Origin of the sequence: Microcoleus sp. Pol12B5 (assembly GCF_036701335.1) — a bacterium.
In the GTDB taxonomy this organism is placed as follows: Bacteria; Cyanobacteriota; Cyanobacteriia; order Cyanobacteriales; family Microcoleaceae; genus Microcoleus.
In genome coordinates, this window is the sequence record NZ_JAUBQQ010000016.1 from 1 (window position 1) to 14,839 (window position 14,839).

Sequence of the window (14,839 nt, forward strand, 5' to 3'; positions counted from 1 at the left end):
ACTTTTGTTACCTCTGTGGAAAAAATCCTGAAAGAATTTGGAGAAAACTATGTAATTAATTTTGTCTAGCTACTTAAAAACAATCGCCATTCTACAGAAAAGAGCGATCGCCTGTTTTTTGGGAAAGGGCGATCGCTTCAAATCAATAATCAAGCAAACAGCAAGTTTTCTACTAGAGTTTTAGGTTCTGGGAGAGATTTACCATCTACCTGATATTCTTCAACTAAAAGCTCTAATACCTCTACTGCATTCTGCAAAGCTTCTTCGTAGGTATCTCCATGAGTGTGGAACTGCTGAGATGGAAAATCAGGTAAGTGAACTAGGTAGCAATTATCTTCATCCGACCATTGAATAACAATTATATAAGGTAATTTCATGATTCAGGTTCAGCTTCTTCAATTGCTTTCAATATTCTAATTTTTCGATTAACTTCTCTCTCTAAATACAGTTTCGCATCATCGCCATCATTTCCAGCAATGGTAATTGGTTCATGATAGTAGTCAAGCATGAACCCATCTTGTAGGGCTGCCTTTTGCCGAATGATAAGTAAACCCAGCTTTTAGTAGCAGGCTTTTGAGTTCTCGAATCTTTTTGGGCATAAGCAGACATAAAAATTGTCGCAAGGTGACGGAAATACTTTAATCATCTTCCCGAAAGTAGGGTTTGTCCAAACGTACCCTACTAGATGAATTTGAATTAGTTTCAGCATCAATCCGCGTTCCTCAGCGGTTAGAAAATAAAAACATTCAACTTTCAGCAAAACCCCAATCCAAAAACTCCCATTTAGCCTAAAATTAAAAATACTGACTAGCCTAAATTGCCCTATGTTTGAAGCCCTTGCCGATCGACTCGAATCCACCTGGAAAAAACTGCGCGGACAAAATAAAATCTCCGAGTCCAACATCCAAGACGCGCTCAAAGAAGTCCGCCGCGCCCTCCTGGAAGCCGATGTCAACCTCCAAGTCGTCAAAAACTTCATCTCAGAGGTAGCGGCAAAAGCACAAGGCGCAGAAGTCGTTTCAGGCGTCCGTCCCGACCAACAATTCATCAAAATCGTCCACGACGAACTCGTGCGTGTCATGGGGGAAACCAACGTACCCCTCGCCACCGCCGAATCCGGGCCCACAGTGATCCTGATGGCAGGTTTGCAAGGAACCGGGAAAACCACCGCCACCGCCAAACTAGCGCTGCACCTCCGCAAACAAAATCGTACCGCACTGCTAGTCGCAACCGACATTTATCGACCAGCTGCGATCGACCAATTGCTGACCCTCGGCAAACAAATCGACGTACCCGTATTTGAATTAGGCAAAGACATTGACCCCGTAGAAATTGCCCGCCAAGGCATCGAACACGGCAAACAAATCGGCATCGATACCATCATCGTCGATACCGCAGGCCGCCTGCAAATCGACCAAGACATGATGGCCGAATTGGGCCGCATCAAACAAACAGTACAACCCCACGAAACGCTGTTAGTTGTTGATGCCATGACCGGCCAAGAAGCAGCCAATTTAACCCGCACCTTTCACGAACAAATCGGCATTACCGGCGCAATCTTAACCAAATTAGACGGTGACAGCCGCGGCGGTGCAGCCTTATCCGTGCGGCAAATATCCGGCGCGCCGATTAAATTTGTCGGCGTCGGCGAAAAAGTGGAAGCATTGCAACCATTTTATCCCGATCGCATGGCATCGAGAATACTCGGCATGGGCGATGTCTTGACGCTAGTAGAAAGAGCGCAAGAAGAATTTGACATCGCCGACGCCGAGAAAATGCAAGAGAAAATGCTCACGGCAAAGTTTGACTTTACCGACTTTCTCAAGCAAACCAGACTGCTCAAAAATATGGGTTCCCTCGGCGGCATCATGAAAATGATTCCGGGGATGAACAAACTTTCAGATGAACAAATGCGCCAGGGAGAAGTGCAGCTAAAACGCACCGAAGCCATGATTAATTCGATGACAGTTGAAGAACGCCGCAATCCCGAACTTTTAGCAAGTTCTCCATCCCGCCGCCGCCGCATCGGCAAAGGCGCAGGCTACGCAGAAAACGACGTAACTAAGCTGGTGAGCGACTTCCAGAAAATGCGTACCATGATGCAGCAAATGAGTCAAGGCAACTTTACAGGAATGGGAGGATTGCCCGGAATGCCCGGAATGCCCGGAATGGGCGGCCCCGGAATGCAGCCCGGTTCCCGTGGCTATATGGGAGCCCAGCAGAAGAAGAAAAAGAAAAAAGATAAGCCAAAAAAAGGTTTCGGACAGTTGTAGAAAGCATCAAATTTATTGCACGATTGTCAAAAATTTGTAGGGCGGGTCCACCAAAAATAATTGCCTAAAACCGATAATCTCGTAAACCCGCCCCACCCCCCGCGATAGTTCTTATTTAACTCTTTTCTGGTTACTAAGTTCAATCTAAAAAAGCCTGTAATTAAATATGGTACAAACAACTACTCAATCAGAAATCATATCTATAGAATTGCCAAACGCGATCGGACTTCTTGTCAGTAGCGAGCAATTCGAGGCCCTAGCATTGGCCAATCCCGGCTTGAGATTAGAGAGAAATGTATAAGGAGAGTAGGCGAGTAGGCTTTTGCGGCTTTCCTACAATAAATTCATAAAATTTATTGGGGCTAAACTAGATGGCCGGCTAGCTTACTACCCCTACTTTTATGCTTAATAGTTCGGTTGCCTTTTCGCTGTCTACAGGCTTAGAAAATAAATATCCTTGCCCCAACTCACACCCCAACTCTCGCAGTTTCTGTAGCTGTGTTGGCGTTTCTATCCCTTCTGCCACAATATCCATACCTCGGCTGCGAGCCAGCGTCACAATTGTCTGGATAATTTCTACGCCACTGTTGTCTGAGCCAATGCGGCTCACAAAAGACCGGTCAATCTTTAAGGTATCAATGGGAAACTCGTGTAAGCGGCTTAAAGAAGAATAGCCCGTGCCAAAGTCATCGATACACAACAGAATGCCTAGAGCTTTTAGCTGCTTCAACATCTTTTCTTCCCTGGATACTGTTTCTAAAATGCAACTTTCAGTAATCTCTAATTTTAAACAGTAACTTGGAAAGCCAGTCTGCTGCAAAATCTCCTCAATTCGATTGAGTAGGTTTACTTGCTTGAGCTGCACGGGGGAAAGATTGACATTAATCGCCAAGGGAGGTGTTTGGGGAAACTGTTGCTGCCAAATACTGATCTGGTGACAAGCTTCCTGCAAAACCCACCACCCCAGTTCATTGATCAAACCAGTTTCTTCAGCCACAGGGATAAACTCGGCAGGCGGGTAGATCGTGCCAGATGGGTGGTGCCAGCGCACCAAAGCTTCAAAGCCACTCAGTTGCCCCGTAGAAAGCGAGACAATTGGCTGGTAGTGAACGCAAAATTCTTGTAGCGTGATCGCCCTTCTCAAGTCGTTTTCCAACTGCAAGCGCGTCATCGCAACAGTTTGCATCGCTGGATCGAAAACTTCGTAACGCCCTCTGCCTTGAGCTTTAGCATAATACATTGCTATATCCGCATCTCTGAGCACGTCTTCGGGGCGATCGTAACCCATTGTGCTAACGATAATTCCAATGCTGATCTCGGTAAATACTTCATAATCATTCAAATTAAACGGCTGCCTTAATTGATTTTGGATGCGTTCAGCCACCCTATTTGGTTCATCAATATCTTTAATATCTTCCAGCAAGATCACAAATTCATCTCCTCCAAACCGCGCAACTGCATCTGTGTGGCGTAAACAACCTTGCAGTTGACGAGCAACGCTTTTTAGTAATTCATCCCCAACCAAATGCCCGAGACTATCATTCACTACTTTAAAGCGATCTAGATCAATAAATAGCACCGCATATAGATAATCTTCACGTCTGTACGACAAGTCGATCGCCTGTTGCAGCCGATTCATAAACCAAGCGCGGTTAGGCAACTCCGTTAGCGCGTCGTGAAAAGCATCATGTCCTAATTTTTCTTCTCTTTCCAACAACTGAACTTGAGCCTGTTCAAGCTCGTTGCAGGCTTGTCTAAGTTCAGCCGTTTGAGAAGCCACCCGTTCCTCTAACTCAGAAGTGAGTTTCTGCAAAGCCGCTTCCGCCTCTTTTCGCGCTTCAATTTCCTCTTTGAGAAGCACATTTTGCTCTTCCAGCGTCTTGGTCAAATTTCGCAGTCTCAGGTGTAGTTGCACGCGGGCTAGGACTTCCTCTTGCTGAAAGGGTTTGGTGATATAATCTACTGCCCCCATTGACAGACCTTTAACCTTATCCACGCGATCGGTAAGAGCTGTCATAAAAATCACAGGGATATCTTTCGTTGCCACCGATGCTTTTAAGCGGTAGCAGGTTTCAAAGCCATCCATCCCCGGCATCATCACATCTAACAATATGATATTTGGCGAAACTTCTTGTAACTTCTCAATAGCACTTTCCCCATCCTTAGCTACTAAAACCTTGAAGCCTGACTCCTTCAAAAAATCGAACAGAAGTTTGAGGTTATTCGGGTTATCGTCAACAATTAAAATTACATTGTCTTTTTGGTTAACCATTTTATTAGCCCAAATGTTTTTTTACAAAAGCTAGTAGTTCTTTTTCTTCAAAATTTTTGGCAAATTGCAAGATTTTATTAGCAAAGGGTAGATAGTTGCCGTCTATCTGCTTGAGTCTATTGGCTTCCTGCTCAACCACTTCAATATCGCCGATCCGAGCTGCATTAAACAGCGCTACCAGCTCTGCTGATGGCGGTATCACAAGCTCACCACCCTGAACGTTTAATAAATCCGTGAAATCTGCCTGCGGTGTGTTAGCCAAATCCGCAGGGTGGTCGTATATCCATTCTATTTGTAAGTAATTTTTTAAGACTTCTAGCAATTCTTCTACTTGGATAGGCTTTGCTAGGAACTCGTTACAACCTGCTTCGTGGCTATTTTTCCGATCGAATTCAAACACGCTGGCGCTGGATGCTATCAATATTACATCCTTAAACTCTGATGATTTTCGGAAGCGCCGCGACATTTCAAATCCATCCATTACTGGCATCACTAAGTCTGTGATAATCAGATCCGGTTGAAAATTAATGGCTTTATTTAAAGCCTCTTGTCCATTACAAGCTTCCATAATGTTAAAACCTAGTGGTTCTAAAAAACTTCTAATAAAACCTCGATTTTCAAATCGATCGTCTACTAACAAAATTTTATTTTTATCGCCTTTAAAGCCTGTTAAATTAATAGAAGTATTTAGCGAAGGTTGCTCAATAAATTCAGATGATTGAGCCAACTCTAAATCAAAGTAAAAAATGCTACCTTGACCGAGTATACTTTCGACGTGTATTTCGCTTCCCATCATTTGAACAATTTTCTGTGCGATCGCTAATCCTAACCCAGTGCCTTCTGCTTTTTGCTGGCTATTTCCGACTTGTTCAAACGGTAAAAATATTTTTTCTAACTGTTCTGGTGCCATTCCAATTCCCGTATCTTGGATATAGAAACGAATTTTAGTAAGTTGTGATTGGTCAGATTCTTCCCCCGTACCTATTACGCCTACCTTAAAAATAACACCTCCTTTTTCGGTAAATTTAATAGCATTGCCCAAAAGGTTAAGTAAAACTTGGCGCAGTCGTTTTTCATCAGCACTTACAGCGTTAGGAAGTTGATTTAATACTTGATAACTAAATGTAATTTCTTTTTGTTCAGCTCGGATGTGGCACATTTCCACAACCCCGATCAAAAAAGAAGAAAAATTAAAATTTGAACTGTAAAGTTCCATTTTACGGGCTTCAATTTTAGAAAGATCTAAAATATCGTTAATCAGCGTGAGTAAGTGAGAACCACACTGGTGAATAATGTGGATAGCATCTTTTTGTTTAGGAGTGGTAGTTTTATCGCGTTCCATAATTTGAGAGTATCCTAGAATTCCGTTCAGGGGTGTGCGGAGTTCATGGCTCATGTTGGCGAGGAATTCGCTCTTGGCATGGTTAGCAGTATCAGCGGCAATTTTTGCCTCTTTTAGCTCACTTGTCCGTTCTTCTACTCGATTTTCTAGCTCTGAGTTGGTCTTTTCTAAAGCAGCAAAAGACTCGCGCAATTGCTGTGCCATTTGGTTAAAAGATTGAGCGAGAACTCCCAGTTCATCTATCCCATTTATGTCTACTTTTTGGTTTAATTGACCGCTAGCGATCGCTCTACTCGCTTTACTCAAAAGAAAAATAGGATGGGTAATCCAGCGGGAGGCGAGGATTCCTAACAACGTCGCTAGCACTAACGCTAAAACGCAGAGTAGGATAGTGCTACGGGTATTGGCATTGATTTCCTCCATAAAGTCGGCTTCTGGAACGACTACAACAATCAGCCAATCAAGACCTCTACCATCTTGGAATGGGGATACTTGCACAAATTCCCGCTGACCATCTAGCATGAAGTCTAGTTGCTGGTTGCTGTCAATTTCGGTAAAGTTACCAAAGCGTTCTATTAAATGTTGCGCTGTACCCTTTATCAAGGGTACGCTGCTTGCAATCGCTTTTAATCGTTGCGTTTTTTGGCGATTTTTGCTTTTGATAAATGGCTTCTCGGCGGTGGAAGAAGCCACTAGCAATCCTGAGCGTTCGATGATGAAAGTCTTTCCAGATCTACCAATTTTTAAACCTTGGAGAAAGTCGCTGATTTTTGAGAGAAATAGATCGGTACTTACAACGCCTCTAAAAATGCCATTTTTATCGTAAACAGGTTGGCTAGCGGAGATTCCTAGGCTAGGTTGAATATAATATTGATAAATTTTATTCCATTGGGGTTTGCCTGCAACTTTTGCAGCTTTATACCATGGTCGGATGCGGGGATCGTAGTCTGGGTGGGTTTCCTTAAACTGAGTCGGGTTGCCATCTCTATTTACCTTGACGATCGTATTGAGAAAATTAGTAGAGCGATCGGTTATTTCAATAACAATACTGCCATCATCCTTATATCCAGCACCCGCATATTCTTTTTTTTCTCCTCCAAAACTGATGTAACTAACAGTGGAAAATTGCTTGAGCTGCCAGTAGAAGTAGCTTCTCATAGAAGCCATATTGTCTGGATTCCATAATCCAAAGCGGCGAATGGCATCGACACTGATGGCATTGACCAAATGGGGCGTTTCCAAGTAAGTGTTTAGTTGTTGATTGATGCGGGCGAGTACCTCCGTTCGTAATTGGGTAGTAACGTTGTTGACGGCAGTTTTGCCGTTGCGTAGCGAGAGCCAACCTGTCAGCCCCACAGCGGCGAAGATTTGCAGGACGAATGGTACGACTAAGACGAGGCGCAGCGGGATTTTTTGAGGGCTTTTTGCAAGTTCATTCTCACTTGCGATTAGTGTCATGGCGGAGTCATTTTAGTATTGGGATTATTTAAATAACAACAGTTGCTCACCCTTGGTCATTTAAAGTCAGCTATAGGGAAATTATTGATTTCGTCTCTCTTGAACGCCAATTGGTTTAATGATATCTTATTGTTGAATAACCGGGCTGAAATAAGCGACTAATACTGATACAGTTTGCAAATTTATGAAAAAAAACAGCTCCCCATTTGAGACGGAATCTCCATAAATGTCAAATGTGCTATATTTTGCTTGGGGTTGTAGTGTGAGCCTACCTGCCGATTTCATGGATATTGAGTACACCTTCATTGACTTGTATGTCTTGACCTCAATACTAATTGATCTAAGCATACAATTATAGTCAGGACTTACGAACTATAGGGTCTGAAACCATGCTTCCCCGTGCTGCCATAAAAAAGGGGGAACTTGAAAGCCCTCTTGGAAAAAGGGTTTGGGGGTTCTATCCGTAAGTCTTAAGCTTACGCCAGCTAAATTGCGCTTTTTTTTCAAGGGGCTCTCTGACCCGTGGCACAAGGATTCTCAAATAGAGGAAATGGGAACCTAGATGCACAATAACTTAATAGTCTATCGTGCATACTGCCTAAACCAACCCTAAACTCAACACTTTGACGGGGTGACAAGCAGGTTAAAAGCAAAGCTGCGTCAAGGTTTTGAGTTGATTGACCAAGCAAAAAGATCTTTGCGGGCGTGATATCATTTCCGGTTACACTCCTTATGATGTTGATTGTTGACGCCGCGAACAGTCAACAGTCAACAGTCAACAGTGAACTCGAATTTACTATTCCGATGCTAACGGATTTGATATGAGTTAATAAAAGAGAGTGGCAAGATCCCTTGAATCAGGTTCAAGGCGAGCTTGGAGGATCTTATGAGTCAATCAGCCTGTCCATAATCCCCTATCTTTTTTGATACTCAGGGGCTTTAATGCTTTTACCATCAAGGTTTAACAGGCGTTGTCACCCTGCCAAGTATTTTTACTTTCTACTGTCTCGGACGATCGACTTCGCTCCGCTCTTGCAGTGTATGCTGCTCGTTGGGATGTGTTGTAGTAAGGAACTTTTGTTCTTAGTAACTAACAGCTTTAAGAAAAGACAGAAATCATTATTACAAACTTAATTGCACAATCAAATTCTATTGAATAGCTTACCTGAGTTCCCGCATTGCCTGAAGGTGATTTTCAATATGGATACACCCGGTCAATAATACAATATCTAAGTCTGGCAGAACTTGAGAGCGATCGACCTCTGCATATCCATCAGCCCCCAAGGAATACATACGAAGTGCGCCATTTTCCCAAAACCAAACTTCAGGAATTTCCAGGCGTTTGTAAGCTTCCAACTTGTTAATACCGCCGCTAATCACCACCACTACCACTTCTACCGCCAAATCGGGAAGTTCTCGGTTAGAACCCAATTCGTAAGACAAATCTGCTTCTGGCTTCACCCTTCCAGTTTCACTTTCAAGCGTCACCGAACCAGTTGGCGTAAAGTCAATCCCTGCATATTCCAAATAGAGATCCACCAGCGTTGAAATCCGCTGTTTGGCAGTTTCGTGTTTTCTTCCAGGTATACGTCTAATCTCAAATACCCCATCTAAAAACGACAGCCTCACCCCCTGACGCGAGAGCAACTGTTCAACAGCCTTAAACTCTCTCCAACTCAGCTCGTCAATTAAGATAGGTTCATCGAGCTCTTCTAACTTTTCTAAAGTTGTCGTCATCCCAACCCCTCCTTACTCAATCCAATCTTAATTATATCTGCGTTCCTCTGCGTTCATCTGCCAACATCTGCGGTTGCAATCCCATCTACTGTCCCAAAGTTCCCTTGTACTCGTCCGGTACAAATTCCGTAACCACTTGGCCACCGCCACCGTCGCCTTTGACAATCACAGTTTGATTTTTCAACTCTCCCGCCGCCCTCGGCCCAGTTAAATTAAACACCGGATTTAGTTGCTTGTAAACGACATTTCCTTCGGCGTCGAAAGTCTGATTAGTTAAATACCACGTTACGCGATCGGTATTTAATTGAGCTTGACGTTTTTCCCCAATTCCTACCACATTCCCATTCAAATAAAAGATTTTTTTCTCTAAATCTCCCCGCCCCGTATCCCCAGTCATCGTCACCTTTTCCACGCGGTGAAAAACCTTCACAGGCCCAGGCGATACCACAGATTGCGCGGGAAAATTCCAACTCATCAAACTGCTTTCTATTTGCAGCGGCGGGTCTGATGGCATCAATTGAGCATTTTTTGTCAGGGTCGCAATCTTGGTTTTTAAGTCTACATCTACTTGGTCGGCAAAACCGCTGTCTGTTACTATTTTATCTTTGTATCTGTCAATTTGAGTCGGTTGGTCGCTGTTTACCTTTTGTTGCTCCACAAACCACACTAAGTGCTCGGTTCGCAATTGCAAAACCGGATCTTTAACCTTCGCCACTACAGATCCGAATAACTCCATCCTCTTAGCCCTACTGAAAACCCGCGCTTCCTTCGCTGAAGCAGTTACCTGTTTGTTCTCTCCAGTCAAATTGTTACGGACAACTAGAACATCTTCTTTCGGCCGCCACTCCAACTCATTTCCGCGCAAAACTACTCCATTTTTTAGGTCTGTAGCGACTATGTTACCTTTGAGAAAAACCTGATTTCCTTCCTGAAATACCTGCCCGGTCTCTCCCTGAATGTCGTAAATTTCTTTGCCGTCCTGAAACAATTTGCCCACAGGTTTCTGAACGTTAACTATCTTTTTGTCTTTGCTGTAAACGGCATTTTGCGAGTTTACTTTCCAGAACGTCTCGCCCTTTTCGTTTGCTTGTTCTAGAGTTACTTTGTTTAAAGTTAAAGTGCTGTTTGACTCTTGAGCAGTTTGGAGATCCTCAGCTAATTTATTCTTTTGAGTCTCTTGCGGAACCGCACAAGCGTTAATCCCCAAAATCAGTGCGACTAAAAATAGCAGCCTCAATTTTGGGGATTTGAGATTGGGATTTGGGGATGTGAGATTAATCATTGGGAATTGGGAATTGGTAATCGTTAATTTGTAATTGATAATTTGGTAGTGAAAAACACTTAATTAAAAATTAAAAATGTCTTATGCTTTGTCTAAATTTTTAACTTCTAATTCTCCAGAATTCAACCCATTAACCATCACCTATTAACCCTTACCAATTACCCCTTACAAAATCCCTATCTGTCGTCGTGTTCCTCCATCAAGCTCAGACCCGATAAAGGGCGGTAAGCATAATTAGGGCGCGATGTTTTTTGGATGTCGTCCTTAATCATTTCCAAATCGATATAGCGATCGGCTACATTAATCAAACTGTCACTCGTCATTGATCGCAAACTCACCACCTCAACCCGCACGCCGCGATAGCTCACAGCGTCTACAGCATAAGCCAAATCGCCGTCACCGCTGACCAGAACCGCCGTGTCGTAAGACCCCACTAAAGCCATCATATCCACAGCGATTTCTACATCCAAATTCGCCTTCTTAGAACCATCTGGCAACTGTACTAAATCCTTAGAAATCACGCGGTAGCCGTTGCGGCGCATCCACAGCAAAAACCCCTGCTGTTTCTCGTTAGTGCGATCGACACCCGTGTAGAAGAAAGAGCGCAGCAGCCGCGAACCCGCAGTTAAACGGCACAGCAGCTTAGTGTAATCAATCTCAATTCCTAACTGCAAAGCCGCGTAAAAAAGGTTAGAGCCGTCAATAAAAATTGCTACTCGACCCCGATTTTCTAGCACCTGTTCCGGCGTAAAAAGGTCATTGCTTTCTATTCTATTCAACATGATTGTTATGCCTCAATTTTTATGAAAGATTGGTAAGGAAATAACTGCTAATTCGTAGTCTGTCATAACACCCAGAGCGCTGGCTGCCAACTATGAAGGTACTGTTTACAGCAGTTCGATCCGCTTAAAAACAGGTTGGGGTTCCCCCAGAGTTTGGTTTGCCGGCAAAGCGCCCCAGGCAGCATGAGCTACAAAATTCGCTAAACTGTTAACTGTAACCCGATCGTTAAAGTCAATTGAAAAACCTAGCTGCTGATAGATAGCATTGCTGATATTCGGAATAATCGGCGATAAAAGGTAAGATGCTAGTCTAACAGATTCCAGAACAGAATATAGCACTTGTTCGACACTTTCAAGCTGTCCCTGCTTGTACAAACTCCAAGGTGCTTGCACATCAATAAACTTGTTTCCGGCTCGAACTAATGCAAGCACCGCTTCGCAAGCCTTGCTAAAAGCCAACTCCTCGTAAAAATCTCCTACTCGATCGCCCAAATCCAGGCTCATAGCCTTGAGAAGGTTGTCGCCCTTAATGTTTTCTCCCAACACATTTGGTACGCAGGCACCGCAATATTTGCGAGCCATGTTTAACGTGCGGTTAAGCAAATTTCCCAAATCATTTGCTAGCTCAGCATTCAATATATTGATAAACCGAGTTTCGTTAAAATCGCCGTCCTCTCCAAACTCAATTTCTTTGAGGAAATAGTAACGCACTGCATCAGCGCCGTATTTGTTGACCAATTCGACAGGGTTTAAAGTATTACCCTCCGTTTTCCCCATTTTTTTGCCGTCTTTGGTCAAAAACCCGTGTGCGAAGACGCGACCCGGCATCTGCAGATTTGCTGACATCAGCATAGCCGGCCAGTAAACTGCATGGAAGCGAAGAATATCTTTGCCGATCAAGTGCAAGTCAACCGGCCACCATTTAGATAAAGCATTCTCCAAGATCGGGTCGCTGTCCGGATCTAGCAAGGCGGTGACGTATCCCAGCAAAGCGTCAAACCAGACGTAGATGCTGTGACTGGGGTCAACTGGCATTGGCAGACCCCATGCCAGATTCACTCTAGAAATCGAAAAGTCTTGCAGTCCAGAGTTGACGAAACTGAGCACTTCGTTGCGTCGGCTTTCCGGCGCGATGAAGTCGGGACGTTCTGCGTACAAGGCCAGCAGTTGGTCTTGATACCGCGACAGACGGAAAAAGTAATTTTCCTCGTCGCGCCACTCAACTTCCTTGCTGGTGTGGACGGAACACCGATTTCCCGGCAACAATTCCCTTTCATCCTTAAATTCTTCACAGGAGACGCAGTACCAGCCTTGTTGCTGGTTCAAGTAGATGTCGCCGGAGTTCCAGACGCGGTGGAAAAATTCTTTGACAATGTACTCGTGGCGCCGCGAAGTTGTGCGGATGAAGCGATCGTACTGGATGTCGAGTTGCTCCCACAGCGCCTCAAACGCCGGAACCACTGAATCGCAGTGAGCTTGGGGCGATCGTCCTAAACTCTCGGCTGTCCGCTGAATTTTCTGCCCGTGTTCGTCCGTCCCCGTAACCAGCAAAACAGATTTGCCCCGCAGCCGCTCAAATCGGGCTAGGGCATCCGCAGCCATAGTCGTATAAGCGCTGCCAACGTGAGGTAAATCGTTTACATAATACAGAGGCGTTGTTATCGCAAAGGTATTCTTAGTTTTATCAGTCGATTTCATTGAATGCTAAAAGAAAATTCCCTAAATTTCGTTTCGATCTTAACTCAGCGGTTAATTTTTTTTTGGAGTGGCAATCAAGCTAAATTCCCTGCAAGTTATTTGCAATTGTCTAACCCGGGCTATTCCCAAAAGAAATATTGCTTTCCTATCCACACTAATCTTTTTTAGTTGTTTTTGACGAACTCTCTAAAATGTCTTAATATTTTGACATTCTGCTGCCTTGGGAATCGACGATCCCAGGGTACGCGCCTCATCTATTCATTAATCATAGCCGCTATCCCTAGAGCGGGTTTAGCAGCCCACCCGGTTTGCAACAAAACTCATGGGTTGGGCTGCTAAACCTGCTATTCGACTAACACTCCGCGAACACTTTCTGTGAATGCCCGATCGCTCATCATCGCCATCTCTTTCTCGCGATCACTGGAAAGTCGATAGCCCCTAACTCCTGCCACTTTCCGAGCCGCTCATGGACGCAGAAACAGGGTTGTTTACGAAACTCTCTTGTCAAGCGCGAAGCTTTAGTTTCTTACCTCAAAAAGAGTATCAAACCCACATTCCGCACCCTCAACTGTCACTATCGGTTTTTACTTATTTTGATCCAGCAATAAAACTATAAATCATACTAAAATACCGTAAATTAACGGGTAAATAACTTTTTAAATGAATAATTTGTTACTTGGCAGATAGAGTTTTCTGCGTAATTATACTGTATGACACCCCAGGGTGTGGAATGTGGGATAAAAGCCTAGTTTTTTTGTCACAAAACCCGGTTTTTAAAGGTTGCGAGTACATCCACAGACAATAAAACCCCAAGCCAGTTAAGCTTGGGGCTATCACATTAGGGTGCATCTAACAAGGGATGATCCGATCGCCCTCCTCGATCGCCATCAGGAAAACTAACTCGATTTCCGCCAATAGCTTCTGACAAATAATCGGCCGCAGCTTCCACCACCGCGATCGCATTTTCGTAAACCATCCGCGTCGGCCCCAAAACCCCAACACTACCCACCGGAACTGATCCCCGGCGGTAAGTCGAAGAAATCAGAGTACAGCCACGAATTGGTTCCAAGGAATTTTCCGAACCAATACGCACAGTTACCCGCTTGCCGGGGGTGTCTAACTCAGGTGATTCAAAAATCAAAGGCCAAAGCAGTTCCTGCTCTTGTTCGAGCAATTGCACCAGGGTTTGAACTTGCTGTAACTGCGAAAACTCAGGCAAGCGCAGCGCTTCTGCCAAACCGCCGATCAGAATCCGCGTGTAGGTTGGATGGCTTTGGCGGCTGCTCAAAGCAGTCAGCATGGTTCCCATCCACTCAGCGTACAGCTCAAATTCCCGGTCTAACTCGCTCCAGTCTATAGCCGAGAGTTCCGAGAGCGATCGTCCCCGCAACTTGGTGTTCAAAAAATTTGACAAAATCTGCAATTCGCGATCGACGATTTCGACATCAGGCGTGTTACCTTCTGCGTCCCTCGGCAACTGCACCAAAACCGACTGAGTTTCGTAGGCATCCGTCACCACGATCAGCATCACCTTTCCCGGCTCTAGCTGCACCAGTTGCAAGTGGCGCAAGCAAGCCATATTGGTTTGCGGTATGGTGATCATTGCTATGTAACCGCTGATAGTTGCCAGGATTTGAGCAGCGCCACGGAGTGCCGCGTCCATGCGACCATCCGACCAATTGAGTTGGTCTAGTACCTGTTCCACCTTGCGGGCCAGCGTATCAGACGGCTGAATCAACTGGTCTACGTAAATTCGGTAGCCGGAGTCAGAGGGGACTCGTCCTGCCGAAGTGTGGGGCTGATAAAGCAGTCCAGCTTTTTCAAGAGTCCCCATCGCATTGCGAATTGTAGCTGGGCTGACGCTGAGGTTGAATTCGTCAGCCAAAGCTTTTGAGCCAACGGGTTCCGCTGTAGCTATGTAGTGGCGAACCGTTGCCCAAAGGATGTGTTGTTGCCGATCGGTGAGGTTAACGCGCACAGATATTTAAGCAGAAT

10 protein-coding genes are annotated in these 14,839 nt (G+C 44.6%); 1 reads left to right on the top strand and 9 read right to left on the bottom strand.

Going from position 1 to position 14,839, the window contains the following annotated elements; translation table 11 throughout:
• Positions 1-149: 149 nt before the first annotated feature.
• Both QUA24_RS10545 and QUA24_RS27300 read right to left on the bottom strand, forming a co-directional pair.
• Positions 150-377: a type II toxin-antitoxin system HicB family antitoxin gene (locus QUA24_RS10545; protein WP_190739090.1), complete on the bottom strand. Its 228-nt coding sequence runs from the start codon at positions 375-377 to the stop codon at positions 150-152.
• Positions 374-508: a hypothetical protein gene (locus QUA24_RS27300; protein WP_445242600.1), complete on the bottom strand. Its 135-nt coding sequence runs from the start codon at positions 506-508 to the stop codon at positions 374-376. Before QUA24_RS27300 ends, QUA24_RS10545 begins: the two co-directional genes overlap by 4 nt.
• A gap of 316 nt (positions 509-824) precedes the next feature.
• Here QUA24_RS27300 and ffh point away from each other — a divergent pair, with 316 nt between their 5' ends.
• The gene (gene ffh / locus QUA24_RS10555) at positions 825-2,273 is read left to right on the top strand and encodes a signal recognition particle protein (RefSeq protein ID WP_333210636.1); all 1,449 of its coding nucleotides are present in this window, start codon (positions 825-827) and stop codon (positions 2,271-2,273) included.
• A 379-nt stretch (positions 2,274-2,652) separates the two neighbouring features.
• Here ffh and QUA24_RS10560 read toward each other — a convergent pair whose 3' ends face one another.
• The 7 genes from QUA24_RS10560 to hrcA all read right to left on the bottom strand — a co-directional run bounded on the left by QUA24_RS10560 (position 2,653) and on the right by hrcA (position 14,828).
• Positions 2,653-4,545, bottom strand: coding sequence for an EAL domain-containing protein (locus tag QUA24_RS10560; protein WP_333229430.1), 1,893 nt, complete (start codon positions 4,543-4,545; stop codon positions 2,653-2,655).
• Between the two features lie 4 nt (positions 4,546-4,549).
• Positions 4,550-7,345: an ATP-binding protein gene (locus QUA24_RS10565; protein WP_333229432.1), complete on the bottom strand. Its 2,796-nt coding sequence runs from the start codon at positions 7,343-7,345 to the stop codon at positions 4,550-4,552.
• Positions 7,346-8,506: 1,161 nt separating this feature from the next.
• Positions 8,507-9,082 carry a Uma2 family endonuclease gene (locus QUA24_RS10570; protein WP_333229434.1) on the bottom strand — a complete coding sequence of 192 codons (576 nt, stop codon included), beginning with the start codon at positions 9,080-9,082 and terminating at the stop codon, positions 8,507-8,509.
• An 85-nt stretch (positions 9,083-9,167) separates the two neighbouring features.
• Entirely contained in the window at positions 9,168-10,364 is a 1,197-nt protein-coding gene (gene lptC / locus QUA24_RS10575; RefSeq protein WP_333229436.1) for an LPS export ABC transporter periplasmic protein LptC, read from the bottom strand.
• A 176-nt stretch (positions 10,365-10,540) separates the two neighbouring features.
• Positions 10,541-11,146, bottom strand: coding sequence for a LabA-like NYN domain-containing protein (locus QUA24_RS10580; RefSeq protein WP_006631885.1), 606 nt, complete (start codon positions 11,144-11,146; stop codon positions 10,541-10,543).
• Between the two features lie 105 nt (positions 11,147-11,251).
• Entirely contained in the window at positions 11,252-12,844 is a 1,593-nt protein-coding gene (gene metG, locus QUA24_RS10585) for a methionine--tRNA ligase (RefSeq protein WP_333229438.1), read from the bottom strand.
• Positions 12,845-13,682: 838 nt separating this feature from the next.
• Complete coding sequence (gene hrcA, locus QUA24_RS10590; RefSeq protein ID WP_445242602.1) at positions 13,683-14,828, bottom strand: heat-inducible transcriptional repressor HrcA; 1,146 nt, start codon at positions 14,826-14,828, stop codon at positions 13,683-13,685.
• Positions 14,829-14,839: the final 11 nt, after the last annotated feature.

Excerpts from the sequence above, each read along its gene's own strand:
- QUA24_RS10545 (WP_190739090.1), bottom strand. The coding sequence starts at position 377 with ATGAAATTACCTTATATAATTGTTATTCAATGGTCGGATGAAGATAAT.
- QUA24_RS27300 (WP_445242600.1), bottom strand. The coding sequence starts at position 508 with ATGCTTGACTACTATCATGAACCAATTACCATTGCTGGAAATGATGGC.
- ffh (WP_333210636.1), top strand. The coding sequence starts at position 825 with ATGTTTGAAGCCCTTGCCGATCGACTCGAATCCACCTGGAAAAAACTG.
- QUA24_RS10560 (WP_333229430.1), bottom strand. The coding sequence starts at position 4,545 with ATGGTTAACCAAAAAGACAATGTAATTTTAATTGTTGACGATAACCCG.
- QUA24_RS10565 (WP_333229432.1), bottom strand. The coding sequence starts at position 7,345 with ATGACACTAATCGCAAGTGAGAATGAACTTGCAAAAAGCCCTCAAAAA.
- QUA24_RS10570 (WP_333229434.1), bottom strand. The coding sequence starts at position 9,082 with ATGACGACAACTTTAGAAAAGTTAGAAGAGCTCGATGAACCTATCTTA.
- lptC (WP_333229436.1), bottom strand. The coding sequence starts at position 10,364 with ATGATTAATCTCACATCCCCAAATCCCAATCTCAAATCCCCAAAATTG.
- QUA24_RS10580 (WP_006631885.1), bottom strand. The coding sequence starts at position 11,146 with ATGTTGAATAGAATAGAAAGCAATGACCTTTTTACGCCGGAACAGGTG.
- metG (WP_333229438.1), bottom strand. The coding sequence starts at position 12,844 with ATGAAATCGACTGATAAAACTAAGAATACCTTTGCGATAACAACGCCT.